The organism is Nonomuraea sp. NPDC050536 (assembly GCF_044457685.1).
Taxonomy (GTDB): domain Bacteria; phylum Actinomycetota; class Actinomycetes; order Streptosporangiales; family Streptosporangiaceae; genus Nonomuraea.
The window spans coordinates 53760-77006 of record NZ_JBITHD010000022.1 but is presented as its reverse complement, the minus strand read 5'-3'; the positions used below and the strand labels follow the sequence as shown (position 1 = coordinate 77006).

Annotated in this window: 25 protein-coding genes, 1 tRNA gene and 1 pseudogene; 15 read left to right on the top strand and 12 right to left on the bottom strand. The window is 68.8% G+C overall.

Features of this window, described 5'->3' with window-relative positions; translation table 11 throughout:
• Nucleotides 1-1209, bottom strand: coding sequence for an LCP family protein (locus ACIBHX_RS42310; RefSeq protein ID WP_397073372.1), 1209 nt, complete (start codon nucleotides 1207-1209; stop codon nucleotides 1-3).
• A gap of 245 nt (nucleotides 1210-1454) precedes the next feature.
• On the opposite strand from ACIBHX_RS42310, the gene ACIBHX_RS42305 reads away from it, so the two are divergent.
• Nucleotides 1455-2798: a hemolysin family protein gene (locus ACIBHX_RS42305; protein WP_397073370.1), complete on the top strand. Its 1344-nt coding sequence runs from the start codon at nucleotides 1455-1457 to the stop codon at nucleotides 2796-2798.
• On the top strand, nucleotides 2795-3811 hold the full coding sequence (locus ACIBHX_RS42300) for a hemolysin family protein (protein ID WP_397073368.1): 1017 nt from the start codon (nucleotides 2795-2797) through the stop codon (nucleotides 3809-3811). The genes ACIBHX_RS42305 and ACIBHX_RS42300 overlap by 4 nt, the downstream gene beginning before the upstream one ends.
• A gap of 433 nt (nucleotides 3812-4244) precedes the next feature.
• Here ACIBHX_RS42300 and ACIBHX_RS42295 read toward each other — a convergent pair.
• Nucleotides 4245-4327 (bottom strand) — tRNA-Leu (locus tag ACIBHX_RS42295).
• A 160-nt stretch (nucleotides 4328-4487) separates the two neighbouring features.
• Between ACIBHX_RS42295 and ACIBHX_RS42290 the strand changes: the two genes are divergently transcribed.
• From ACIBHX_RS42290 to pknB, 7 genes are all read left to right on the top strand, one after another.
• Nucleotides 4488-5228 (top strand): FhaA domain-containing protein, encoded by a 741-nt coding sequence (locus tag ACIBHX_RS42290; protein ID WP_397073366.1) that lies wholly within the window; start codon nucleotides 4488-4490, stop codon nucleotides 5226-5228.
• Nucleotides 5229-5245: 17 nt separating this feature from the next.
• Nucleotides 5246-5716: an FHA domain-containing protein gene (locus ACIBHX_RS42285; RefSeq protein ID WP_132505881.1), complete on the top strand. Its 471-nt coding sequence runs from the start codon at nucleotides 5246-5248 to the stop codon at nucleotides 5714-5716.
• Nucleotides 5713-6993: a Stp1/IreP family PP2C-type Ser/Thr phosphatase gene (locus ACIBHX_RS42280; protein ID WP_397073364.1), complete on the top strand. Its 1281-nt coding sequence runs from the start codon at nucleotides 5713-5715 to the stop codon at nucleotides 6991-6993. Before ACIBHX_RS42285 ends, ACIBHX_RS42280 begins: the two co-directional genes overlap by 4 nt.
• Complete coding sequence (locus ACIBHX_RS42275; RefSeq protein WP_397073362.1) at nucleotides 6994-8409, top strand: FtsW/RodA/SpoVE family cell cycle protein; 1416 nt, start codon at nucleotides 6994-6996, stop codon at nucleotides 8407-8409. It begins immediately after the preceding gene.
• A complete protein-coding gene (locus tag ACIBHX_RS42270) occupies nucleotides 8406-9866 on the top strand; it encodes a peptidoglycan D,D-transpeptidase FtsI family protein (RefSeq protein WP_397073360.1) in 1461 nt (486 codons plus the stop codon). The genes ACIBHX_RS42275 and ACIBHX_RS42270 overlap by 4 nt, the downstream gene beginning before the upstream one ends.
• A gap of 9 nt (nucleotides 9867-9875) precedes the next feature.
• Complete coding sequence (locus ACIBHX_RS42265; RefSeq protein ID WP_397073358.1) at nucleotides 9876-11357, top strand: serine/threonine-protein kinase; 1482 nt, start codon at nucleotides 9876-9878, stop codon at nucleotides 11355-11357.
• Nucleotides 11358-11439: 82 nt separating this feature from the next.
• Complete coding sequence (pknB, locus tag ACIBHX_RS42260) at nucleotides 11440-13281, top strand: Stk1 family PASTA domain-containing Ser/Thr kinase (protein ID WP_397073356.1); 1842 nt, start codon at nucleotides 11440-11442, stop codon at nucleotides 13279-13281.
• A gap of 86 nt (nucleotides 13282-13367) precedes the next feature.
• Here pknB and ACIBHX_RS42255 read toward each other — a convergent pair whose 3' ends face one another.
• From ACIBHX_RS42255 to ACIBHX_RS42245, 3 genes are read right to left on the bottom strand one after another with little or no spacing between them, the layout of a single operon-like run.
• Nucleotides 13368-13940: an anthranilate synthase component II gene (locus ACIBHX_RS42255; protein ID WP_397073354.1), complete on the bottom strand. Its 573-nt coding sequence runs from the start codon at nucleotides 13938-13940 to the stop codon at nucleotides 13368-13370.
• The gene (locus ACIBHX_RS42250) at nucleotides 13937-14095 is read right to left on the bottom strand and encodes a hypothetical protein (protein WP_397073352.1); all 159 of its coding nucleotides are present in this window, start codon (nucleotides 14093-14095) and stop codon (nucleotides 13937-13939) included. The genes ACIBHX_RS42255 and ACIBHX_RS42250 overlap by 4 nt, the downstream gene beginning before the upstream one ends.
• Before the next feature lie 3 nt (nucleotides 14096-14098).
• A complete protein-coding gene (locus ACIBHX_RS42245; protein ID WP_397073350.1) occupies nucleotides 14099-14782 on the bottom strand; it encodes a class E sortase in 684 nt (227 codons plus the stop codon).
• A 99-nt stretch (nucleotides 14783-14881) separates the two neighbouring features.
• Here ACIBHX_RS42245 and ACIBHX_RS42240 point away from each other — a divergent pair, with 99 nt between their 5' ends.
• Complete coding sequence (locus ACIBHX_RS42240; protein ID WP_397073348.1) at nucleotides 14882-15127, top strand: cell division protein CrgA; 246 nt, start codon at nucleotides 14882-14884, stop codon at nucleotides 15125-15127.
• 42 nt (nucleotides 15128-15169) lie between these two features.
• Here ACIBHX_RS42240 and ACIBHX_RS42235 read toward each other — a convergent pair whose 3' ends face one another.
• Both ACIBHX_RS42235 and ACIBHX_RS42230 read right to left on the bottom strand, forming a co-directional pair.
• On the bottom strand, nucleotides 15170-16042 hold the full coding sequence (locus ACIBHX_RS42235; RefSeq protein WP_397073346.1) for a rhomboid family intramembrane serine protease: 873 nt from the start codon (nucleotides 16040-16042) through the stop codon (nucleotides 15170-15172).
• 59 nt (nucleotides 16043-16101) lie between these two features.
• Entirely contained in the window at nucleotides 16102-16638 is a 537-nt protein-coding gene (locus ACIBHX_RS42230) for a peptidylprolyl isomerase (RefSeq protein WP_397073345.1), read from the bottom strand.
• Nucleotides 16639-16902: 264 nt separating this feature from the next.
• On the opposite strand from ACIBHX_RS42230, the gene ACIBHX_RS42225 reads away from it, so the two are divergent.
• Nucleotides 16903-17274: a hypothetical protein gene (locus ACIBHX_RS42225; RefSeq protein ID WP_397073343.1), complete on the top strand. Its 372-nt coding sequence runs from the start codon at nucleotides 16903-16905 to the stop codon at nucleotides 17272-17274.
• Nucleotides 17275-17366: 92 nt separating this feature from the next.
• Nucleotides 17367-18512, top strand: a complete 1146-nt coding sequence (locus tag ACIBHX_RS42220) for a hypothetical protein (protein ID WP_397073341.1) — start codon at nucleotides 17367-17369, stop codon at nucleotides 18510-18512.
• Here ACIBHX_RS42220 and ACIBHX_RS42215 read toward each other — a convergent pair.
• Complete coding sequence (locus ACIBHX_RS42215; protein WP_397073340.1) at nucleotides 18499-18996, bottom strand: hypothetical protein; 498 nt, start codon at nucleotides 18994-18996, stop codon at nucleotides 18499-18501. The genes ACIBHX_RS42220 and ACIBHX_RS42215 overlap by 14 nt on opposite strands.
• A 121-nt stretch (nucleotides 18997-19117) precedes the next feature.
• On the opposite strand from ACIBHX_RS42215, the gene ACIBHX_RS42210 reads away from it, so the two are divergent.
• The 3 genes from ACIBHX_RS42210 to ACIBHX_RS42200 are packed head-to-tail and all read left to right on the top strand — an operon-like array spanning nucleotide 19118 to nucleotide 21458.
• Nucleotides 19118-19789 carry a response regulator transcription factor gene (locus ACIBHX_RS42210; RefSeq protein ID WP_397073339.1) on the top strand — a complete coding sequence of 224 codons (672 nt, stop codon included), beginning with the start codon at nucleotides 19118-19120 and terminating at the stop codon, nucleotides 19787-19789.
• The gene (locus ACIBHX_RS42205) at nucleotides 19786-21066 is read left to right on the top strand and encodes a sensor histidine kinase (protein ID WP_397073337.1); all 1281 of its coding nucleotides are present in this window, start codon (nucleotides 19786-19788) and stop codon (nucleotides 21064-21066) included. Before ACIBHX_RS42210 ends, ACIBHX_RS42205 begins: the two co-directional genes overlap by 4 nt.
• 11 nt (nucleotides 21067-21077) lie before the next feature.
• Nucleotides 21078-21458: a Rieske (2Fe-2S) protein gene (locus ACIBHX_RS42200; RefSeq protein WP_397073335.1), complete on the top strand. Its 381-nt coding sequence runs from the start codon at nucleotides 21078-21080 to the stop codon at nucleotides 21456-21458.
• Here ACIBHX_RS42200 and ACIBHX_RS42195 read toward each other — a convergent pair.
• The 4 genes and pseudogenes from ACIBHX_RS42195 to ACIBHX_RS42180 form a co-directional block, all read right to left on the bottom strand.
• Nucleotides 21445-21723: a GNAT family N-acetyltransferase gene (locus ACIBHX_RS42195; RefSeq protein WP_397073496.1), complete on the bottom strand. Its 279-nt coding sequence runs from the start codon at nucleotides 21721-21723 to the stop codon at nucleotides 21445-21447. The genes ACIBHX_RS42200 and ACIBHX_RS42195 overlap by 14 nt on opposite strands.
• A 61-nt stretch (nucleotides 21724-21784) precedes the next feature.
• Nucleotides 21785-22030 (bottom strand): annotated as a pseudogene (locus ACIBHX_RS42190) (GNAT family N-acetyltransferase); the annotation flags it as partial.
• Between the two features lie 77 nt (nucleotides 22031-22107).
• On the bottom strand, nucleotides 22108-22470 hold the full coding sequence (locus ACIBHX_RS42185; RefSeq protein WP_397073334.1) for a hypothetical protein: 363 nt from the start codon (nucleotides 22468-22470) through the stop codon (nucleotides 22108-22110).
• Between the two features lie 157 nt (nucleotides 22471-22627).
• Nucleotides 22628-23212, bottom strand: coding sequence for a PadR family transcriptional regulator (locus ACIBHX_RS42180; protein ID WP_397073333.1), 585 nt, complete (start codon nucleotides 23210-23212; stop codon nucleotides 22628-22630).
• Between the last annotated feature and the right edge of the window lie 35 nt (nucleotides 23213-23247).

Genomic DNA, 23247 nt, shown 5'->3' with positions numbered 1-23247 from the left:
CTAGCCCTTGTCCAGGACCTCCTGGGGGACCGGCTTGTCGTCCTTGAGCGCGTTGAACAGCGCCAGCGCCCTGGTCCTGTCCCACTGGACGGCCGAACCGCCGCCGGCGTTGGTGTTGCCGCCGAAGGGGACGACCGTGGTGACCGGGCTGCCGCCCATCGCCCTGGCCAGCGACAGCATGTCGAAGGCACCGCTGCCCGAGTCGACGGTGACCGAGTCGGTCGCGGCCATCGCCAGCGGGATCGAGGTGAACGGGTTGATCAGCACGCCCGGGCTGGTCGCCTTCTTCAGCACCGCCCCGAGGAACTGACGCTGCCGCTTGGTCCGCTCGAAGTCGGGCAGCGCGCCGCCCTTGCGGGTGCGGACGTAGCCGAGCGCCTGCCCGCCGGTGAGCATCTGCTTGCCCTTCTTCAGGTTCAGCCCGGCCTTGGGGTCGTTGACGTCGGCGCGCACGTCGATCTCGACGCCCCCGACCGCGTCGACGATGCCCACGAAGCCGGCGAAGCCGATCTCCATGTAGTGGTCGACGTGCACGCCGGTGACGGTCTCCACCGTCTGGACCAGCAGCTTGGGCCCGCCGAAGGCGTAGGCGGCGTTGAGCTTGTTGCGGCCCTTGCCGGGGATCGTCACCGCCGAGTCGCGCGGCAGGCTCACCAGTGTGGGCTTGTCGCCGTTGTCGGAGATGTGCAGCAGCATCATCGAGTCGGTGCGCTGGCCGGCGGCGCGGCCGGTGGCCAGCTTCCTGCGGTCGGCGGCCGACAGGCCCTTACGGCTGTCGGAGCCGACCAGCAGCCAGTTCGTGCCCGGCGTGTCGGCCACCCTGCCCGGATAGTCGGCCAGGACGCCGTCGATGCCCTTGATGCGGCCGTTGATCCAGAAGAACCCGCCGACCGCGGCCACCAGCAGCAGCACCAGGAGCCCGGCCAGCACACCGATGGCCCATCCCCACGGGAAGCGCCTGCGGGGACCGCGTGGCGGCTTGGGGGCCGCGGGCTCGCCACCGGATTTCAGCGGCTTGACGGGGCTGCCGCCCGAACGCTGCTTGCCGTACACCCGGGAGCGGGCGCGAGGTTCGTCATCGCCGGAGGGGGCGGACGGGATCTGGTGCGCGGGCGCGCCGCCGGAGCGTAGGCGGTCCGGCTCCTGGCGCGGCAGCGGCCTGCCGTCGCCCGGCTGGCGCATCGCTCGCGTCCGCTCGTCCTCTTGCACTGGTGTCCTCTTCCTTCGGGTGCCATAAACGCTACGTCGGGTCACCAACCAGTGCAGACATCTCGCCAAGGTTTTGCAACGGAAAAGTACGCACAAACTCGCGGATCGTCACCCTGGAAACATTGGAGCCACCAGGATCGTTACGGTTTACGGACTGCGTCTATCGAAAGGATGATCGTGTCCGCTCCGGACCCTTGGAGTAGTCGCCCGTGCGAGTGCACGGGTTCCTCTGAAGGCTCACTACGGTGAGCGCCTATCTCGGGCTTATCGCCCTCTTCCTGCTCACCGCGGCGACGGGCTACTTCGTCGCCCAGGAGTTCGCCTTCGTCGCCGCCGACCGCGGCATCCTGCGCGAGCAGGCCGCCGCCGGTGACAAGGCAGCCGAAAAGGCCCTGCTGGTGACCTCACGGCTTTCTTTCATGCTCTCCGGCGCGCAGCTGGGCATCACCGTCACCGCGCTGCTCGTCGGCTTCCTGGCCGAGCCCGCCATCGCCGCCCTGGTCCGCCCCTGGCTCACGGCGCTGCCGAGCGCCATGGTGACGGGCGTGTCCGTGGCGATCGGGGTGTTCGTCGCCACCGTCGTCCAGATGGTGCTGGGCGAGCTCGCTCCCAAGAACCTGGGCATCGCCAGGCCCGAGCCCGTGGCCAAGTTCCTGGCCGCCTCCACGCTGGTCTACCTGGCCGTGGTGGGGCCCGTGGTGCGGCTGTTCGACTCGGCGGCCACCGGCCTGCTGCGCCGCGTCGGCATCGAGCCGATCGAGGAGATGGAGCACGGCGCGACCCCGGAGGAGCTCTCCCGGATCATCGCCGAGTCCACCCAGGCCGGCGAGCTGCCGCCGCGCCTGTCGGAGCTGCTTGAGCGGGCGCTGGAGTTCGGCGACAGGACCGCCGACGAGATCATGGTGCCGCGGCCCCGCGTGGTCGTGCTCAGGAGCGGGCAGCCGCTCGCCGAGCTGCTCGAGGCCATCCGCCGGTACGGGCACTCCCGCTACCCGGTGCTCGGCGAGGACGGCGACGTGCTCGGCGTGACCGGCGTACGCGAGCTGCTGGCCGCCGGGCTCGAGGACGGTACCGTGCGCGACGTCTCCAGGCCCGCGCTGCTGGTGCCCGACTCGCTGCCGCTGCCGGCCGTACTGGACAGGATGCGGTCGGGCAAGGACGACATCGCCTGCGTCATCGACGAGTACGGCGACCTGGCCGGCGTGATCACGGTCGAGGACCTGGCCGAGGAGCTGGTCGGCGAGCTGATGGACGAGAACGACCCGGAGCCGGCCGGCGCGGTCGAACAATCGGACGGCGTCTGGGACGTGCCAGGCTGGCTCAGGCTCGACGAGGTCGAGCGGGCCACCGGCATCGCGCTGCCCGAGAGCGACGACTACGACACGCTGGCCGGGCTCGTGCTGGCCAGGCTGGGTCGCATGCCCGACCCCGGTGACTCGGTCATGGTGGCCTTCACCCCCGACAGCGACCCGTTTGCCGACGAGCCGCAGGAGGCGGAGGCCGAGCTGACCGTGCTGTCGCTCAACCGCCGCGTGCCCGAGTGGGTGCGGCTCGCGCCGGTCCAGCAGGCCGCGGAGGTGGCCCGATGACGATGCTGCTCATCAGCCTCGCGTTGCTGGCGTTCAACGCGCTGTTCGTGGCCGCGGAGTTCGCGTTCGTCTCGGCACGGCGCCACCGCCTGGAGGAGGTGGCCGCCGGCGGCAACCGCCTGACCAGGCTCGCCGCCAAGTCCGCGGTGGGCGGTGGGCGGCGGCTGTCGCTGATGCTGGCCGGCGCCCAGCTCGGCATCACGCTGTGCACGCTGGGCCTGGGCCAGGTGACCGAGCCCGCCATCGAACACGCGCTGGAGCCGGTCTTCGGCGCCGTCGGCGTGCCCGCTGGCGTGCGGATCGCGATCTCGCTGATCATCGCGCTGGCCCTGGTCACGTTCCTGCACATGGTCATCGGCGAGATGGCGCCCAAGTCCTGGGCGCTGACCCACCCCGAGCGCGCCGCGATGGTGCTGACCCTCCCGTTCAGGGCCTTCACCTGGCTGATGAGACCGCTGCTCAGCGTGCTCAACGCCCTGACGAACGGCATCCTGCGCCTGTTCGGCGTCCAGCCCCGCGACGAGCTGGCCACCACCAGGACCCCGCGCCAGCTCGCCATGCTGGTCGGCGAGTCGGGCCGCATGGGCCTGCTGGACAGGGAGGAGCACGACCTGCTCACCCGCGCCCTCCGCCTCGAAGCCGAAGGCATCGAACGCCTCATGGTCCCCATCGCCGCCACGACCATGGTCCCGCCCACGGCCACCACAGACACCATCAGGGAATCGGCAAGAACGAGCGGCCACCTCAGGCTCCTGGTAGGCACCCACGACCACGTGGAAGGGGTCCTCCACGCCCGAGACGCCCTGCTGACGCCTGAGAGCACCGCGGGCGAGCTCGCGCGGCCCATGCCGCGTTTGGCGTGCGTGACCCAGGTCCCGGAAGCCGTAGCGGCGCTCCAGGACGCGAGAGCGCACCTGGCCCTGGTGATCGACCAGACAGAGAACGTCATCGGCATGGTCAGCCTCACGGACCTCCTGGGCGAACTCCTGGACACCCGAGCCACGGCAGCATAATCCGCTCAGAGCGAAAGCCATCCGAAAGCGACTTGCAAGCGCCAAGCCTTACGCTCCGCGAACCGTAAGGGAAAAACAAAAAAGCCCCGGCCCTTGCGGGTCGGGGCTAACGTTCGCCATGGTGGGTCAACCACCCCAGCAAGCAAGAGAAGTGGAACCACGATCCCAACCGCGCAAGCAACCGGGAGAAGCGGAACCACGATCCCAACCGCGCAAGCAACCGGGAGAAGTAGAACCACCATCCCAACCGCGCAAGCAACCGGGAGAAGCGGAGCCACCATCCCAACCGCGCAAGCAACCGGGAGAAGTGGAACCACGATCCCAAACCGCGCAAGCGGCCGGGGGGTCCGGGGGGTCGCCCCCCCGGTGTAAACAACGAGGCGACCACGGGGAGCAGCCTCTCGGCTGCGACCATGATCGCCTAGTCGGCTCGTGGGCGAGGAGGGATTTGAACCCTCACGTCCTTTCGGACACACGGACCTGAACCGTGCGCGTCTGCCGTTCCGCCACCCGCCCTTTGTTGGGTGCGGAGAAACAGTAGCACGGAACAGCCGGTGGTACTGAACCCGGATACGATCGCATAAGACACGGGAGCGGAGGAGCTGGGCGCGACAGCTGAAGTGCGCCGGGAAACACCGTCACGTGGGTCATATGCACGGAGGAAGGGAGGTACCCGGTGGGAGTCCTTCAGCGCTTCGAGCGAAGGCTCGAAGGCTTGGTTGAGGGGGCCTTTGCGCGGGCGTTCAAATCTGACCTTCAGCCGGTCGAGGTCGCCAGCGCGGTTCAGCGTGAGATGGATGAGCGCGCGGCGATCGTCGCTCAGGGTCGGACGCTCGTACCCAATGATTTCGTGGTCGAGCTGTCCACGACCGACAGCGAACGGCTTGAGGTCTACGCCGACAGCATCAGCCACGAGCTGGCCAACCTCGCCAGGGAGTACGCCAAGGAGCAGGGCTACTCCTTCGTGGGACCGGTCCGGGTTCGTTTCGAGACCGCTGCCGACCTGGCTGTTGGCCTGTTCCGTATCCGGTCGGGGGTCATCCGCGGCGCGACGGTCGAGCAGGACGAGATTCGCCAGCCGGCGAGCGACCTGCCTCCCGCACGGCCGAATGCGTTCAACGGACGGCCTAGGCTGCTGGTGTCCACCCAGGACGACCCGCAGGGCGACCGCTCCTACGAGTTGACCACTCCGGTGACTCTGCTCGGCAGGGGCACCGACTGCGATCTTCGACTCGTCGACCCCGGCGTCTCGCGCCATCACGCGGAGTTGCGCGTCGAAGGTCCCCAGGTGGTCCTCGTCGATCTTGGATCGACGAACGGCACATTCGTCAACGGCCAGCCGGTACGCAGGATCGAGCTCCAGAACGGCACGCGAGTGACGTTGGGACGCACGACCCTGGTGTTCCGGCGCGATTAGGGGTAGACAAACGGTCCATGTCCGAGCTCACGCTGCTGCTGATCCGGCTCGCCTTCCTGGCGGTGCTGTGGTTCTTCGTCATTGCCGCAGTCGGCGTGATCCGGACAGATTTGTTCGGATCACGTACGGCTCCCGCCGGTCCGCGGAAAGGCGCGAAACCCGCCAAACCGGTGGCCAAGCCCAAGAGCAAGAAGGGTGAGCCACGCCAGCTCGTCGTGACGGGTGGCCCGTTGCAGGGCACCACCATTAACCTCACGGAGACGCCCATCACCATCGGCAGGGCGAACGATGCCACGCTGGTGGTGAGCGACGACTACGCATCCAGCCGGCACGCCCGGCTCTTCCCTCAGGACGGTCAGTGGATCGTGGAAGATCTCGGTTCGACCAACGGCACGTACCTCGACCGCTCAAAAGTCACCCGCCCGACCCCGGTGCCGCTCGGTGTTCCGATCCGCGTCGGCAAAACAGTCATTGAATTGCGCAAATGACCATCGCACTCCGCTACGCCGCCCGCTCGGACGTCGGCCTCCTCCGCGAAGGAAACGAGGACTCGGCGTACGCTAGCGGCCGCCTGCTCGCCGTCGCTGACGGCATGGGCGGGCACGCACACGGCGAGGTGGCGAGCTCAGTCGCCATCGCCGCAATGGCCTCACTCGACGAGGCCCAGCAGGGGGGTGACCTGCTCAACGCCATCGAGGCCGCGGTGCGCGACGCCAACCGCAAGCTGCACGAGATGGTCGGACGAGATCCCAGCCTCAAGGGGATGGGCACCACCCTCACCGCCATGCTCTGGCACGGCACCCAGGTCGCCCTGGTGCACGTCGGCGACTCGCGCGCCTACCTGCTCAGACGCGGGGAGCTCTACCAGATCACCCACGACCACACGCTGGTACAGCAGCTGGTCGACGACGGGCGCATCACCCCGGAGGAGGCGGCCACCCATCCGCAGCGCTCGATACTGCTGCGGGCGCTGGACGGCAGCGGCGAGGTCGATCCCGATCTGACGCTGCGCGAGGCGCAGGTGGGCGACCGGTACCTGCTGTGCTCCGACGGCCTGTCGGGCGTGGTGAGCGCCGAGACGCTGCACGCCACGCTGACCAACCTCGACGACCCTGAAGAGGTCGTCCGCCAGCTCATCGACCTGGCCAACCGGGGCGGCGGGCCGGACAACATCACCTGCGTGCTGGCGGACGTGATCGAGCTCACCGACGGTCAACAGGTGCCCGCCGAGGCGGCCGTGGTGGGCGCGGCGGGCATGAACCGCCTGCGATCGAACCCCCAGGACACCTCGCCGGGGCGAGGAAGCGCGGTGACCGCACCCCAGCCGGTGATCTCCGATGACGACTTCGACGAGCCGGAGGCGCGAGCCTCCCGCCGTCCTGTCAAGCGTCGTCGGGCGTGGCCCGTGCTGGTCACCGTGCTCGCCGTCGTGGTCGTCGTGGTCGGCATCGGCGGCTACTTCGGCTGGAACTGGACCCAGGACCAGTACTTCGTCGGAGCCAGGGGCGACGAGGTGGTCGTGTATCGCGGCATCCCGCAGGAGGTCGGGCCGTTCCAGCTGTTCTCGGTGGCGCAGAGCACGGGCAAGTCTGTCTCCAATCTCTCCGCCCCCGACCAGGCCCGGATAAAGGACGGCATCGAGGTCACGAGCCTTGCCGACGGCATCACGAAGGTCAACGACTTGAAGTTCGCCAGCGATGACAAGCCCCAGACGACGACGAGCGCGACTCCCACGCCCGCCGCGACGAGGACGAAGTCGCGATAGATGAGCGAAGTCTCCGCTTCCCCCGCCCTGATGCCCGCCAAGCGGCGCGGGGCCCAGCTGTTCATGCTCGCCTTCGCCGTGGTGATCGTGATGGCGGCCTACGCGAACGTGGGCCTGGCGCTGGACGACAAGATCCCCGCGGGCACGCTGACCTACGGCTTGAGCCTGGGTGGCCTGATGCTGGCCGCCTACCTGGTGCTCGCCAAGTTCGCCCCGTGGGCCGATCCCCTGATCCTGCCGCTCGTGACGCTGATCAACGGGATCGGGCTGGTGATGATCTACCGCCTGGAGCAGGGCGGCCAGGCGGGCGCGTCCGCCACCAACCAGCTGATCATGACCGCCGTCGGTGTGATCCTCTTCTCGGTGACGCTGATCGTGCTGCGCGACCACCGCGCGCTGCAGCGCCTCACCTACACCGCGGGCCTGATCGGGCTGCTGCTGCTCATCTCGCCGATGATCCCCGTGCTGGGCAAGGAGATCAACGGCGCGCGGATCTGGATCAGCGTCGGCGGTTTCTCCATCCAGCCGGCCGAGTTCGCCAAGATCGCGTTGGTCATCTTCTTCGCCGGATACCTGGTCGCCAAGCGGGACGTGCTGGCGCTGGCGGGGCGGCGGCTGCTGTTCATCGACCTGCCCAGGGCCCGTGACCTGGGCCCTGTGCTCATCACCTGGGGCGTCAGCATCGGCGTGCTGGTCATGCAGAAGGACCTGGGTTCCTCGCTGCTGCTGTTCGGCGCGTTCGTGATCATGCTGTACCTCGCCACGCAGCGCACGTCGTGGGTGTTGATCGGCATCCTGCTCTTCGTCGGCGGCGCCTACATCGCCGGCCAGATCTTCTCCCATGTGGGCGCCCGCTTCGACGTCTGGCTCGACCCCACCAACCCGGTCTACTACGGCAACGCCCCGATCTGCCTGCAGTCCCCGCCGGGCGACGCGATGTGCAGCAAGAGCTACCAGACGATGCAGGGCCTGTTCGGCTTCGGCGCGGGCGGGATCCTCGGCACCGGGCTCGGCCAGGGCCATCCCAGGCTGATCCCGCTGGCCTTCTCCGACTTCATCTTCGCCGCCACCGGTGAGGAACTGGGCCTGACCGGCCTGATGGCGATCCTGATGATCTACGCGCTGATCGTGCAGCGCGGGCTGCGTACCGCGCTCGCCGCGCGCGACCCCTACTCCAAGCTCCTCGCGGGAGGTCTGTCGTTCATCCTGGCCTGGCAGGTGTTCATCATCGTCGGCGGGGTGACCAACCTCATCCCGCTGACCGGCCTGGTCACGCCGTTCATGTCACAGGGCGGATCCGCCCTGCTGGCTAACTGGATCCTTATCGCACTCTTGGTACGCATGTCGGATTCGGCGCGGCGTCCTCCGCCCCAGGCGATCCAGAACGAAGGACTCACCCAGGTGTTCCAGCGATGAACGGCACCCTCAAGCGCGTGGCGGTTGCCTGCCTTGCCATGTTCGCGCTGCTCATGATCAATGTGAACGTCCTGCAGGCGGTCCGCGCCGACGGACTGCGCGACGACTCGCGCAACAGCCGCAACTTCTTCGACCGCTACTCGGTCCAGCGCGGCCGCATCACCGCGCAGGGCAAGGTCATCCTGGCCCAGTCCAGGGACACCAAGAGCAACGACACCAGATTCGTCAGGGAGTATCCGGAAGGCCCGCTCTACGCCCACGTCACCGGCTTCTTCTCGCCGGTGAGCGCCTCGCAGATCGAGGGGGCCGAGAACAAGATGCTCGACGGCACCAGCCCCGACCTGCTGCTCCAGCGTGGGATCAACCTGTTCACGGGCGAGCCGAACCGTGGCGCCAACGTCGATCTCACGATCAACCCGAAGGCGCAGAAGGCCGCCTACGACGCGCTGCGCCAGAGCGGCAAGCGCGGCGCGGTGGTGGCGCTCGACCCGAAGAGCGGGGCCATCCTGGCCATGGTGTCGCTGCCGACCTACGATCCGGCGGACCTGTCGGGGACCAACACGAAGAAGGTCTTCGACCGGTACAACGAACTGGACAAGGACAAGGGTCAGCCGCTGCTCAACCGCACGATCAGGCAGACCTACCCGCCCGGCTCGACGTTCAAGGTGGTGACCGCGGCCGCGTTCCTCGAGGACGACTCCAGCCGCACCCCGCAGACCGTGCTGGAGGCGCCGCAGCGGCTGCCGCTGCCCAACACCAACATCAGCCTGCCCAACTACGGCGGCGCCGCGTGCGGCCAGGGCCAGGTGCCGCTGATCTACGCGCTGGAGAAGTCCTGCAACACGCCGTTCGCCAAGATCGGCATGGACCTCGGCTATGACAAGATCCGCGAGCAGGCCGCCAAGTTCGGCATGGGCGAGCAGATCGCCGTCCCGATGTCGGTGTCCACGAGCTCTGTGGGCCCCAAGGAGGACAAGGCCGCCGTGGCCATGACCTCCATCGGCCAGCGAAGCAACCAGATGACGCCGCTGCAGATGGCCATGATCGCCGCCGGGATCGCCAACGACGGCAAGGTCATGAAGCCGTACCTGGTCAACAAGATCACTAACCCCAAGGGCGACACGATCAACGAGGCCAAGCCCGAGCAGCTGTCGGAGGCGATCAGCACCGACACCGCGGCCAAGCTCAAGGAGATGATGGTCAGCGTCGTCAACAACGGCACTGCCAACCTCGCGCAGATCCCGGGCGTCCAAGTAGCGGGTAAGACCGGCACCGCGGAGACGGCCGACGGCAAGCCCCCGCACGCCTGGTTCATCTCCTTCGCCCCAGCCGACGACCCGAAGATCGCGCTGGCGATCATCGTCGAGTCCGGCGCGGCGAACGTCGGCGCCGAGGCCACGGGCGGCCACACGGCCGCGCCGATCGCCAAGTCGATCATGGAGGCGGTACTCAAGTGACGGAGCCGCATGCGGCTGGGTAACCGCTACCTCCTGGTCTCCCGCATCGCCACCGGCGGCATGGGGGAGGTCTGGCGTGCCCGCGACGAGTTGCTCGCCCGCGAGGTCGCCGTCAAGGTGCTGCGCAGCCACATCTCCGCCGACCCCACCTTCCTCGGCCGTTTCCGCAACGAGGCGCGGATCACCGCGGGGCTGTCCGACCCCGGCATCGCCCAGGTCTTCGACTACGGCGAGCAGCAGGATCTGGCCTATCTGGTGATGGAGCTGGTGCAGGGTGAGCCGCTGTCGGCGATCCTGGCGCGCAACGGCTCGCTCGGCCCGGACGTGGCGCTCGACGTGGTGCACCAGACGGCCAAGGCGCTGCACACCGCGCACGCGTCAGGGGTCATCCACCGCGACGTCAAGCCGGGCAACCTGCTGGTCACCCGCGACGGCGTCATCAAGGTCACCGACTTCGGCATCGCCAGGGCGCTGGAGGCGGCCCCGGTCACGCAGACCGGCACCGTGCTCGGCACCGCCCAGTACGTCAGCCCCGAGCAGGCCCAGGGCATCCAGCTCACACCCGCCACGGACCTGTACTCGCTGGGCGTGGTGGCCTACGAGTGCCTGGCGGGACGCACGCCGTTCCGAGCCGACAGCCAGGTGGCGATCGCGCTGCAGCACCTGAGCGAGCCGCCGCCCCCGCTCGGCGTGGACGTGCCGCCGCCGGTGCGCGAGCTGGTGATGGCGCTGCTGTCCAAGGACCCGGCGCGCCGGCCCGGCTCGGCACGCGAGGTGGCCGACAGGGCCTTCGTGCTGCGCGACTCGCTGTCCGCCGCCCATCAGGACGGCGCCGAGCTCAGCATGCTGACCGACCCGTCCGGGTTCCGTGCTCGCCCGCCGTACTCCGAGAGCGCGGACACGCACGCCTATCGCGACGCCGAGCTGCGCCCGTACGGCGGGCCGTCCGCCCGGACCGACCCCAGCCCGTACGGCGGGCCTGCCACGCCGACCGAGTCAGGGATGTACGGCGGCGCCGAGTTCGCGGCACAGGCCCCGACGCACGTCCAGACCGCGCCCGCGACCGGCGGGGCAGCCCCGCGGAGGCGGGGTAGGCGGGCGTTCGCGCTGGTCGCGACCGCGGGTGCAGTGGCCGCGGTGGGGCTGAGCGTGATCTCGATAGCGCAGCAGAGCGCGCAGCAGGCGCCGCCGGAGGTGGCCGACCCGTCGGATTCGGCGATCCAGAGCCCGGTGCAGAAGCCGTCGAGGGTCAAATCCCCGACTCGGCGACCCACTGTGGTTCCGGCCAAGTCGACGCGGCCGGTACCCTCACGGTCGGCTACGGTAAGCAAGTCGGCAACTCCGACCCAGAAGCCGACGCCTACACCGACCAAGACAATCAGGACCCCGACTCCGACACCAACCCCCACGCCCACCACGACGCCGACAACTCCGACACCGACGGCCACGCCGGGCCCGGGTGACATAAACCCGCCAAAGGAGAAGACGTGATGCGCCTCGGGGTCGATGATGGACACCGGCGGCCCCCGAGCAGGCCGGTACCCAAGATGAACGGTAAGGGACAGTGCAGGAAATGACTCAGCCTCGGCTACTCGGAGGTCGCTACGAGCTCGACGGTGTCGTCGGGCGCGGCGGCATGGCCGAGGTGTATCGTGCCCGAGACATCCGGCTGGACCGCATCGTCGCGATCAAGACCCTCCGGGCGGACCTGGCGCGAGACCACACCTTCCAGGCCCGTTTCCGCCGTGAAGCCCAATCCGCGGCGTCGCTGAACCACCCGGCCGTGGTCGCGGTCTACGACACCGGCGAGGACACCACCGACGGCGCCCCTGTGCCCTACATCGTGATGGAGTACGTCGACGGGCGGACGCTGCGCGACCTGTTGCGCCAGGATCGGCGGCTGCTGCCCGAGCGCGCGGTCGAGCTGGTCGACGGCATCCTGCGGGCGCTGGACTACAGCCACCGCGGCGGGATCGTGCACCGCGACATCAAGCCGGCCAACGTGATGATCACCCGCGCCGGCGACGTTAAGGTGATGGACTTCGGCATCGCACGGGCGATGGCCGACTCGGCCGCCACGATGACGCAGACGGCGCAGGTGATAGGGACAGCGCAGTACCTGTCGCCGGAGCAGGCGCGCGGTGAGCGGGTCGACGCGCGCAGCGACATCTACTCCACCGGTTGCGTGCTCTACGAGCTGCTGACCGGCCAGCCGCCGTTCACCGGCGACTCCCCCGTCGCGATCGCCTACCAGCACGTACGCGAGGAGCCGATCCCGCCGTCGCAGATCGATCCGGAGATCCCGGCGTGGGCCGACGCGATCGTGCTCAAGGCGATGGCCAAGGACCCGGCCCACCGCTACCAGAGCGCGGGCGAGATGCGCGCCGACATCCAGCGGGCGATGTCCGGCATGCCGACGGACGCCGCGACGATGGCGCTGACCAACCAGCAGGGCGCGGGCACCCGGATGATGACGGCCACCCAGTCGGCCGCGGGGCCCGCCACCCAGCGCACGACCGCGGTCCCGCCGTACGAGTACGGCGAGGGCGGCGGAGGCGGCGGGCGCGGCGGCCGCAGGCGGGCCGCCTCTGGAGGCAACAAGGCGCTCAAGACCGCGCTGTGGATCATCATCCCGCTGCTGGTCATCGGCGCGTTCATCGGCATCGGCTACGCCTTCCTCGGCACCAAGAGCACGCCGGATGCGACGCTCAAGGTCCCCGAGCTGGCCCAGCAGGACGTCAAGTACGCCCAGCAGCAGCTGACCAGCATGGGGCTCAAGCCCGTGGTGGTCGAGGAGAACAGCGACGAGGCCGCCAAGGGCACGGTGATCAGCACGGACCCGCCCGCGGACACCGCCGTGGCCAAGGGCGCGACGGTCACGCTGAAGGTCTCCAAGGGCGTGGCGAAGGTCAAGGTGCCCGACGGGCTGGTCGGCCTGTCGGTCGAGGATGCCAAGAAGATGCTGGAGGACAACCAGCTCTCCGGCGTGGTCAAGTTCAAGCTGTCCGGCAAGGCGCAGGGCAAGGTCATGGACACCGACCCGAAGGCGGGCGAGAGCCTGGACAAGGGCAGCACGGTCACGCTGTACGTGCCCAAGGAGCTGACCGCGGTCCCGCCGGTGACGAACCTGACCCAGCAGGACGCGACCAGCATGCTCAAGTCCGCGGGGTTCAAGGTCAAGGTGGTCCCGCAGGCGAGCGACCTGCCCAAGGGCACGGTCATCCAGCAGAACCCGCCGGAGAAGACCAAGCTGCCGCCCGGCACGACCATCACGATCGTGGTCTCCAGCGGACCGGAGGCGCAGCCGACGGACCAGCCGACCGATCAACCCACGGACCAGCCGACGGACCAGCCGACGCTGCCCACGGACGATCCCACGCAGGACGACACGGGCGACGGGAACCCGCTGGGCTGACGGGCTGAAAACGAAAGCGCCCCCGGCCGCTCGGGGGCAACGGCGGGGGACGCTCACTAGATGAGTCGTTCTCCGCCGCTTTCGCGTTACACGAGGGCGTTCAGCCAGTTGGCCAGCAGCCGGTGACCGTGCTCCGACAGCACGGACTCGGGGTGGAACTGAACGCCCTCCACAGGCGCCGTACGGTGGCGCAGGCCCATGATGACGCCGTCGGCGGTCTTCGCGGTCACCTCGAGCTCCTCGGGGACGCTGCCGGGCAGCACGGCGAGCGAGTGGTAGCGGGTCATCCGCACCGGCGAGGGCAGCTGCTCGAAGACGCCGCGTCCGTCGTGCTCGACCGGGCTGGTGCGCCCGTGCACGAGTTCGGGCGCCTGCGCCACGACGGCGCCGTAGGCGACCGCGATGGCCTGGTGGCCCAGGCAGACGCCGAGCAGCGGAAGGCCGCGCTCGGCGCAGTAGTGGACCAGGGGCACGCTCACCCCGGCTGCCTCGGGCGTGCCGGGTCCCGGGCTCACCAGCACGCCGTCGAAGCCCTCGGCGTCGTCCACCTGGACGCCGTCTCGGGGCCGGACGTCGCACGTGGCGCCCAGCTCGCGCAGGTACTGCACGATCGTGTGGACGAAGCTGTCGTGGTTGTCCACGACCAGGACGCGGGTCATGTCTTGACGGTCACCTCATCGAGCGGCACCGCTGGCTCCAGCAGCGGGAAGACCGCATACCAGAGTACGGCCACCGCCACGGCGACGAGCACCGCGGTCAGCAGCAGCTTGATCCCCAGGTTCCCGGGCAGTTTCCGCCACAGCCACGCGTACATCGCTCATTCCTTCCTGGGCTCGGTCGTCTTCAGCACGCCGTACACGATCAGTCGCTGGGCGGCGGAGTACTCGGGATGGCACGTGGTGAGCGTGATGTAGGCCCGGATCGGGCGGATGTCCGGCTTGCCGGGGACGGGGGCGGTCACGTCCACGTCCGACGGGTCGACGATGTCCTGCGAGGTGACCCGGTAGGTATAGCGGGCCTCGCGGGCGTCGACGATGATCTCGTCGTCGCGTTTCAGCTTGTCGATCTGGTTGAACGGCGCGCCGTAGGTGGTGCGGTGTCCGGAGATGACGAAGTTGCCCACCTTGCCGGGCATCGCCGAGCCGGGCTTGTGGCCTGGCCCCTGCTTGAGGTGTTCCTCGTCCACGCCCTCGACCACGGCGTAGTGGTAGTCGGCGCCGAGCTTGGGGATGCGGAGCATGGCCACCGCGTGTCCCAGCTCGATCTTGTCCAGCTTGCCGGCCGCATGATCGACCGGCTTGTCGTCCTGCCGGTCCTCGAGCAGCTGTTGCTCCAGGACCAGCTGCATGCGCGCGGTGTAGGCACCGGTTCCCCACAACAGGTAGCCGCAGAAGAGGAGCATGACAACGCCCCCCGTGATGCTCAGCTCCCCTACGCTCCGTAGCAAAACCCTCACTCTGCCAGAGTATGGGGACTTGATCGGATCGTCCGGGATCGCCATGTCATGCGCGTGGCGGCTATCCTGGGGCCCGCTTCAACTACGCTTAACGAAGAGCCTGTGGACGATCCGGAAGCCCAGGCCCTCAGCAGGAGTTACCCAGTGCCCAAGTCCAAGGCCCGCAAGAAGGCGGTCTACACCCCGCCGCAGAAGTCCCAGCAGGTCAAGGTCAGCCCGCGGTGGCTGGCGCCGACCATGGTGGCTGCATGGATCATCGGCATCCTGTGGATCGCCGTGTACTACGTGGCTCCGCAGACCGTCTTCCTCCGCGATCTCCAGACGTGGAACCTGCTGATCGGGTTCGTATTCATCATCTTCGGTGTGGTGCTTTCCACCCGCTGGCGTTAGTTCTTTCCACAGTCTTTTCCACACCCTGGGGAAGGAGCATCCTCACCCCGTCAGGGAGGCGCCCGCCAGGGGCGGAAAGACTACGAGCACGAGCGCCAGGAGCACGAAAATGCCGATCGCGGCCGCCAGCTGGATCGCGTTGCGATTCTTGGCGGGCGCGTAGGCGAAGGCGGCCGCCACTACCGTGCCGGTGACCAGGCCGCCCAGGTGTCCCTGCCAGCTGATCCCGGCGACGACGAAGGTCAGCACGACGTTGATGCCGATGAGCCAGAGCACCCCGCGGGCGTCGTAGCCGAGCTTCCTGCTCACCACGAACAGGGCGCCGAACAGGCCGAAGATCGCCCCGGACGCGCCGACCGCCGAGACGCCGAACAGGTAGACCGCCACCGAGCCGCCGAGCGCGGACAGCAGGTAGACCGCCAGGAAGCGCAGGTGACCCAGGCGGCTCTCCAGGGCGGGACCGATCGCGTACAGGGCCCACATGTTGAACAGGATGTGGGTGAGCGCGAGCCCTCCCAAGGTGAGCGGGCTGTGCAGGAACGTGCCGGTGATCAGCCGCCACCACTCGCCCTGGTTCACGCCCTGCGACCACATGGCGAACCGGCCGAGGACGAAGTCGGGGGCCAGCGTCTCCACGCCGTAGGCCACCACGTTGAGTGCCAGGAGTGTCCAGGTGACGACCGCGGTCCGTACGACGGTGCCGCCGAAGGTCGATTTGGCCTGCCGTACTCCCCTGTTGCCTTGGGCGACGCATTCGGGGCACTGGAAGCCGACCGAGGCGTCGCGCATGCAGTCAGGGCAGATGGGCCGGTCGCAGCGCTGGCAGCGGACCCAGGTCTCCCTGTCGGGATGCCGGTAGCACGTCGGAACCTGCTCCGATGGCTGCGGGGTCGGGCTCGGCGGCTGGCTGGTCATGACCGCAGCCTATGGCCTGGCAGCGCGTGCCGCGTTCCGCCAGGCCATGCGCCGCCGGCTCAGCCCTGCACGCGGTCGAAGGTGACCGACTCGAGGACGACGTCCTCGACGGGACGGTCGCGGCCGTCGGTCCGGGTCTTGGCGATGGCGTCGACCACGTCCTGACCCTCGACGACCTCACCGAAGATCGTGTGCTTGCCGTTCAGGTGGGGCTGCGGGCCCACCGTGATGAAGAACTGCGAGCCGTTGGTGCCCTTACCGAAGCGCTTTCCGGCGTTGGCCATGGCCAGCAGGTACGGGCGGTTGAAGAAGAGCTCCGGGTGGATCTCGTCGTCGAACTCGTAGCCGGGGCCGCCGATGCCCTGGCCGAGCGGGTCGCCGCCCTGGATCATGAAGCCGGAGATGACCCGGTGGAAGATCGTGCCGTCGTAGTAACGGTCGGAGCTCTTCTCGCCGGTGCCCGGGTGGGTCCAGTCGCGGGTGCCCTCGGCGAGCTCGACGAAGTTGCGAACCGTCTTCGGAGCCCGGTTCGGGAAGAGCTCTACCTTGATATTGCCGTGGTTGGTCTTCAGATTAGCGATCAGCTTCTCAGCCACGAGACAGCTGCCCCCCTCTATGCACAGGGTTGGTTCTGTGGTGTCTTGATGACTACGGCCGTTGGGCCCTTCGGGCCATCCTCCCACGGGCCGCCATGATTGAGCCGCCTTGTACCGGGAAGGTCACGCTCCGGGGCCCCAACGACAGGGGAGGTTGTCGTGTCCCTGACACTAAGAAGACGCCGCGTGGTCAAGGTAACTCCAACCACGTGGATGGGCCGAATGAAGGCCCAGGCCGCAAGAGCCGGCCAACGAATCGGTCCGATGGCGGGCCAGGCCAAGGTGGCCACCGCCCAGCGTATCGAGGACGCCCGCTACTGGGCCGCACCACGGCTGGAAGAGGCCGCCCACCGGGTCGAGGACGAGATCGCGCCGAAGGTCAGCCACATGATGACCAAGGCCGCCAAGAAGATCGACCCGTCGCCGCCCAAATCGCGGCGCTGGCCGATGATCATGCTGATGACCGGCGCGGCGGTCGGCGGAATGGGATACCTGTTCTACCGCCGCAACGCCCAGCAGTGGACCGAGCACATGAAGGACTCCGCCTCGGATGCCTCTCAGTGGGTCAGCGACAAGGCGGACAAGACCGCCCAGTCGGCGGACAAGGTCGCGGGCAAGATCGACGACCAGATGTAGCGATTTATCGCGAGAAAGTGCGCCCTTTCCCTCGGAGGAAGGGGCGCACTTTTTCGTTGACCTGAAACCAAGCGCTTGCTACAACGAGCGTCATGACACTGTCACCGCTCGACGACTACCCCATCCACCAGGCACCCCAGGTCATGCGGCACGTGGCCACCTCCGACCGCAACTTCTACGACCGGTACTACTTCAACTGCCATAACGGAGCGCAGGAGCTCGCTGGGAGAGAGCGAGCTCGCGATGCCAACGAGCAGCGAAGCGGGCGCGACCATAAGCACGCCGATGGTCGGCTCATGCTGATCGTGGGGGTCGGCCAGTACCCCAACCTCGGCGTCACCGACGCGTTCGCCTGCATCCGCACGCCCGACCTGCACCGAGTCGTGCGCGCCTCCCGCGAGCTGGGCGCCGACCGGATGGACACCGGGATCGGCCCCTTCCGGGTGGAGGTCATCGAAGGACTCAAGAGGCTCCGGGTGATCCTGGAGCCCAGCGAGCATGGCCTGTCCTTCGACCTCACCTGGGAGGGGACGATCCCGGCGACACTGGAGCCACGGCACTTCATCCGCTGGCAGGAAAGGGTCGTGTTCGACTCGGTACGGCTGGCCCAGACAGGCCGCTGGTCCGGAAATATCAGGATCGGTACGGAGGACATCCAGGTCACTCCGGACCGCTGGCAGGGGACCCGCGACCGGTCCTGGGGGATCAGGCCGGTCGGCGAGCCTGAACCGCCCGGCATCCAGGTCAAGAACCCCGGCACGTTCTACTGGCTGTACGCCCCCATGCAGTTCGACGACCACGCGATCCTCTGCATCGTCCAGGAGGACGAGCAGGGCCGCAGGGTCCTGGAAGAGGCCACCAGGGTCTGGGCCGACGGGCGCGAGGAGTACCTGGGCCGCCCCGAATACCATCCCGTGTACGCCCCCGGCACCCGCGACGTCGTCGAAGCGACCATCACCTTCGGCAAGCTGGAAGTGACCTGCACGCCGCTGCTGCCCGTGCACCTGATGGTGGGCACGGGATACGGCCTGGAGCCCGACTGGAAGCACGGGATGTACCAGGGCGTGGGACCGGTGGTGCAGGGCGTCACCTACAGGCTGCCCGACGACGCCGCCCGGATGTGGGGCATGGTCGACGCCGTCGGCCGCTTCGAGTACGACGGTCGGGTGGGACACGGGCTGTTCGAGTACTGGGCGCTCGGACCGCACCCCTCCTTCGACGGGGCTACTGGTCCTTGACGCACTTCACGGTGAAGGCCATGGCCTTACCGTCCTTCGGCGGGATACCGGCGGAGTCGAGGCTCTGCGTCGTCGCCTTGCCGCCCTCCTGCTTCATCATGAAGCCGCCCTCGACCTTCTCGCCCGGCTTCGCCGGCGTGGCCGGCGTGACCGGCGCGGCCTCGGTGAACGTCTGGTCGTCCGCACCGGTGTTGGGCGCGGGCGCGCCGGAGGGAAGCGAGGGAAGCGGGGTGGCCGGGGAGGCCTTGACGGCGCCGGGCGGCAGGTCCGACGGGTCGCCCTGCTTGATCTTGCCGTCCTTGTCGATCATGACGGGGGCGGTTGCCTGCAGGTGGAGCGTCTGACCGTCGCTGGTCGTGCAGGTCACCGCGCCGTCGGTCTTGCCGGGGTCGTCGTCGTTGGCGGCGGCCAGCGCCGATCCGCCCAGACCGGCCAGGGCCAGGAAGCCGGCCGCCCCGAGGATCACGATGCGTCGCTTGAACATGGAATCTCCTGTTTCTCTCGGTGAACGCCCACAGAGTGGCCCGCCGTACCTGAAGTGATCCTGAAGACGGCCTAAATGATCTTCAGGTTGGCTTTAGGTGCCGTGTAGGACCCTGGGTGGCGTGCGAGTGCTATTGGTGGAGGACGAGCAGCGGCTGGCCGATCTGGTCAAGGGCGGACTGACGGGCGAGGGATTCGCCGTCGACGTGGCCCACGACGGGCGCGACGGCCTGTGGATGGCGAGCGAGAACCCCTACGACGTGATCGTCCTGGACGTGATGCTGCCCAGGCTGAACGGGTACGCGATCTGCTCGCGGCTGCGCGAGCAGGGCAACTGGACGCCGATCATGATGCTCACCGCCAAGGACGGGGTCCACGACGAGGCCGAGGCCCTCGACACCGGCGCCGACGACTACCTGGCCAAGCCCTTCTCCTACGTGGTGCTGCTGGCCAGACTCAGGGCCCTGGTACGGCGGGGCGGCCGGGAGCGGCCGGTCTCCATCACGGTCGGCGATCTGGTGATCGACCCGGCCGGGCTGCGGTGCCGCAGGGGCGAGACGGAGATCGCGCTGACGCCGAAGGAGTTCGCCGTGCTGCACGGGCTGGCGAGGCGCGCCGGCCAGGTGGTCTCCAAGAGCGAGCTGCTCGCCCAGGCCTGGGACTTCTCCTACGACGGCGACCCGAACATCGTCGAGGTCTACATCAGCGCGCTGCGCCGCAAGATCGACCAGCCGTTCGGCAGGTCGAGCCTGGTGACCGTGCGCGGAGCCGGGTACCGGCTGGAGGCGCAATGAGATCGGTGCGGGTCCGCGCGACGCTGGCGGCCACCCTGGTCGTCGCCGTGGCGCTGGGCATCGCCGCGGCGGTGCTGGTCACGGCGCTGCGCGCCAGCCTGAAGGACAGCGCCGACGCCGAGGCGGCCAGGCGCGCGGTTTTGGCGGCGCCGCTGGTGCTCCAGGGGTACAGGGCCAAGAGCAAGCCGGCGGTGGGACTGGAGAAGGCGCCGGATCCCGATGTGATCGTGGGCAAGAACGGCTCGGTCACCACCGCGCTGCCGGCGGACGACGCCTCCGTGACGACCTGGGCACAGCCGGGCGACTTCGCGGTGGCCAGCATGACCATCAGCACCGAGGCCGGTCCTGCCACGGTCTACGCCCGGGCCTCGCTGGCGCCCGCCCAGGAGGCGCTGGACACGCTCAACCGCGCGCTGCTGCCGGGCATCCCCGCCCTGCTGCTGGTGGTGGCGGGGATGACGTGGTTCTCGGTGGGCCGCACGCTGGCGCCGGTGGCCTCGATCAGGACCAAGCTCGCCCACATCACCGCCAGGGACCTGCACCAGCGCGTGCCGGTCCCCGAGTCCAAGGACGAGGTCGCGGCGCTGGCAGGGACCGTCAACGGCACCCTGGACCGGTTGGAGACGGCCGTCGAGACGCACAAGCGCTTCGTCGCCGACGCCGCCCACGAGCTGCGCAGCCCGATCGCCACGCTGCGGGCCAGGCTGGAGCTGGCCGACCCAAGCGAGCTGACCCGCGAGGCGCTGCGCGACATCGAGCGCCTGCAGACACTGGCCGCCGACCTGCTGATGCTCGCCCGCCTGGACGCCGGGGAGCCGATGCTGACCGACGAGCTGGACGTGGGCCAGGTGGCCGCCGAGGAGTCGCTGCGCCACACCACCTCCAAGGTGCGGCTCGAGCTCGACGTCCAGCCCGACGTGGTCATCCAGGGCTCGCGCGGCCACCTGGCCAGGCTGGTGACCAACCTCGTGGACAACGCCGTACGGCATGCCGCCGGGACCGTCGTGGTCCGCGTCGCGCGCAAGGGCGACCAGGCGGTGCTGGAGGTGCTGGACGACGGTCCGGGGATCCCGCCGGAGCACAGAGAGGCGGTCTTCGACCGGTTCACCAGGCTGGACGAGGCGCGGGCCAGGGACGGCGGCGGCGTGGGACTCGGGTTGGCCATCGCGCGGGACATCGCGGTGCTCCACGGCGGCACGCTGGTGGCCCAGGACGGCGGGTTGATCGCGCGATTTCCCGTGAACCAAGTGGCGGGTGCGATCCGTCTCGATGGTTGAAGGAGGCAATCATGCTCACACGCCGTGCACTGATCAGCCGAGGCGGATTACTGGGCGCAGGAGCCGTTTTCCTGTGGCCCAAGCCGGCCGAGGCGGAAGCGGAATCCGCCAAGCCGGTGCTCGCCAGGACCAAGGACATCCGCGTCGGCGGCGGGAAGGTCGTCGGCAGCGTCGTGATCACACACCCGAAGAAGGGTGTCTTCAAGTGTTTCAGCTCCAAGTGCACCCATCAGGGATGCACGGTCGCGACCATCAGCCACAACACGATCACCTGCCCGTGCCACGGTAGCCAGTACAGCGCCGTGACGGGTCACGTGGTCCGCGGCCCGGCCCAGCGGGCGCTCGCCGTCCGGCGGATCAAGATCTCCAAGGGGAACATCAGGCTGGCGTGAGCTCCCGCGCGTATGTCGCGCGCCGTCTGACGACCTCGAAGCCGGCTCGGCGATAGACGCTCAGGGCTCCGGTGGGGTTGTGCGTGTCCACGCCCAGCCCCGCCGTGCCGTACCCCTGGGCCTTGAAGGCGGACATGGCGTGTGCGAGCAGGCCGCCCGCCACGCCCTTGCCGCGCCAGTCGGCGAGCGTGCCGACGATCTGGATCCAGGCCTGGCCCTCGCGCTCGTGGGTCATCACGACCCCGACGGGACGGCCGTCGGCCAGTCTTCCTGGCCGCCTGGTTCGCCTCGCCGATCGACAGGTGCAGCTCCTCGGCCACGCCCATCGCGCGGGCCGTCCGGTAGCCCCAGTCCAGCAGCCGCCTGCCGTACCCCTGGCCGCGGTGTGCGGGGTGGACGCCGCCCCAGAGCTGGATGTACTCGCGCCTGCTCGGCAGCATGGCGAAGGCCACCAGGCTCCCGCCCTGCCTGGCCGCAAGGGTTCCGCCAGGCAGGTCGAGCAGCGGGTTGGCCAGCTGCTGCGCGACGTCCTCGACTCCGTACCGCTCGCCGGAGCCGTCTTCGGCCTCCATGGCGGCCCAGAGCTCGGCCAGCGGTACGGCATCGTCCTTGGTCAGCGTTCCCCACTGCAGGCTCACGGCTCGCAAGCCTAGGCGAGCCTCGCGGAACACCCCAATTTCGCCCCAATGCGGGTGATCCCCGCCTTGAACCCGTCCCGTGTCTTGGCCTCCAGGCCCACGAAGAAGCGGTTGGCCAGCGGGACTCCCCAGCGCAGTTGCTCGGCGACGTTGTAGACCCGGTGGACGACCAGCGTGCCGCGCGGGTGGGCGGTCGCCGACCACTCGCCGCGGTACCACCAGCCGCCCTGGAAGGCGACCGAGTGGTGGCCGTCCTCCCGCTTGGGCGACGGGTGTGCCGCCCAGGCGCTGCCCACGTCGGCCAGCACCTCGGGCCACACCTTGTCGACGGACGCCTCGATCACGCCTGACACCTCGGCCAGCAGCTTCTTCATGTCTCGCCCAGCCGTACGAGCAGTTTGACGATCTCTTCGGACATGGCACAGCTCCTGTTGTCGCGGCGCCTATCCTGAGACTGCGAGTCCTGTACAGGGCAGGCGCCTTGTTCGGATTTCCGGCCGCCGGGGTGTTGGCGCACCTCGGCGGCCTTTCTCAGCTGAGCAGGTCGGCCTTGACGGTGCCGGACCAGTCGAGCTCACCCTTCTCGATCCGCACGATCACCTCGCGTGCCCAGTCCAGGTCGGCCTGGTGCAGCCGGCGCTCGTACTCGGTCTCGAGCATGAGGATCTCGGGAAGCCCGCTGTCGGCCACGGCGCGGATGTGCGCGTCGATGCCCGCCAGCGTGCCCTGGATCGTGGCCGCCCTGGTCCGCAGGGCGCGTGCCGCCTCGGACGGCGTCAGGCACCCGATCAGCGAGACCGCCGCCACGAACGTGCGCCGGTCGGGATCGGGCTGCTCGATCAGCCTTCTCAGCTGGGTGACCAGCTCCCCGCGGCCCTCCTCGGTGATCTCGTAGACGGTCCGTTCCGGCCTCCTGCCTTCCCGGTGCGTCTCCACGGGGACGACGAGCTCGTCCCTGGCCAGCCGCTCGACCGCGTGGTAGAGGCTGCGCGGCAGGCCGGTGATGTAGTCCTTGTGCGTGTCGACGATGAACCGGTGCAGCTCGTAGGGGTGGCTGGCGCGCACCGTGAGCAGGGCCAGCACGGTCAGGCCGACCAAGTCATGGCGTCGCGCCATGTTGCCACCTCCCATATTGCAATATGCACTATACG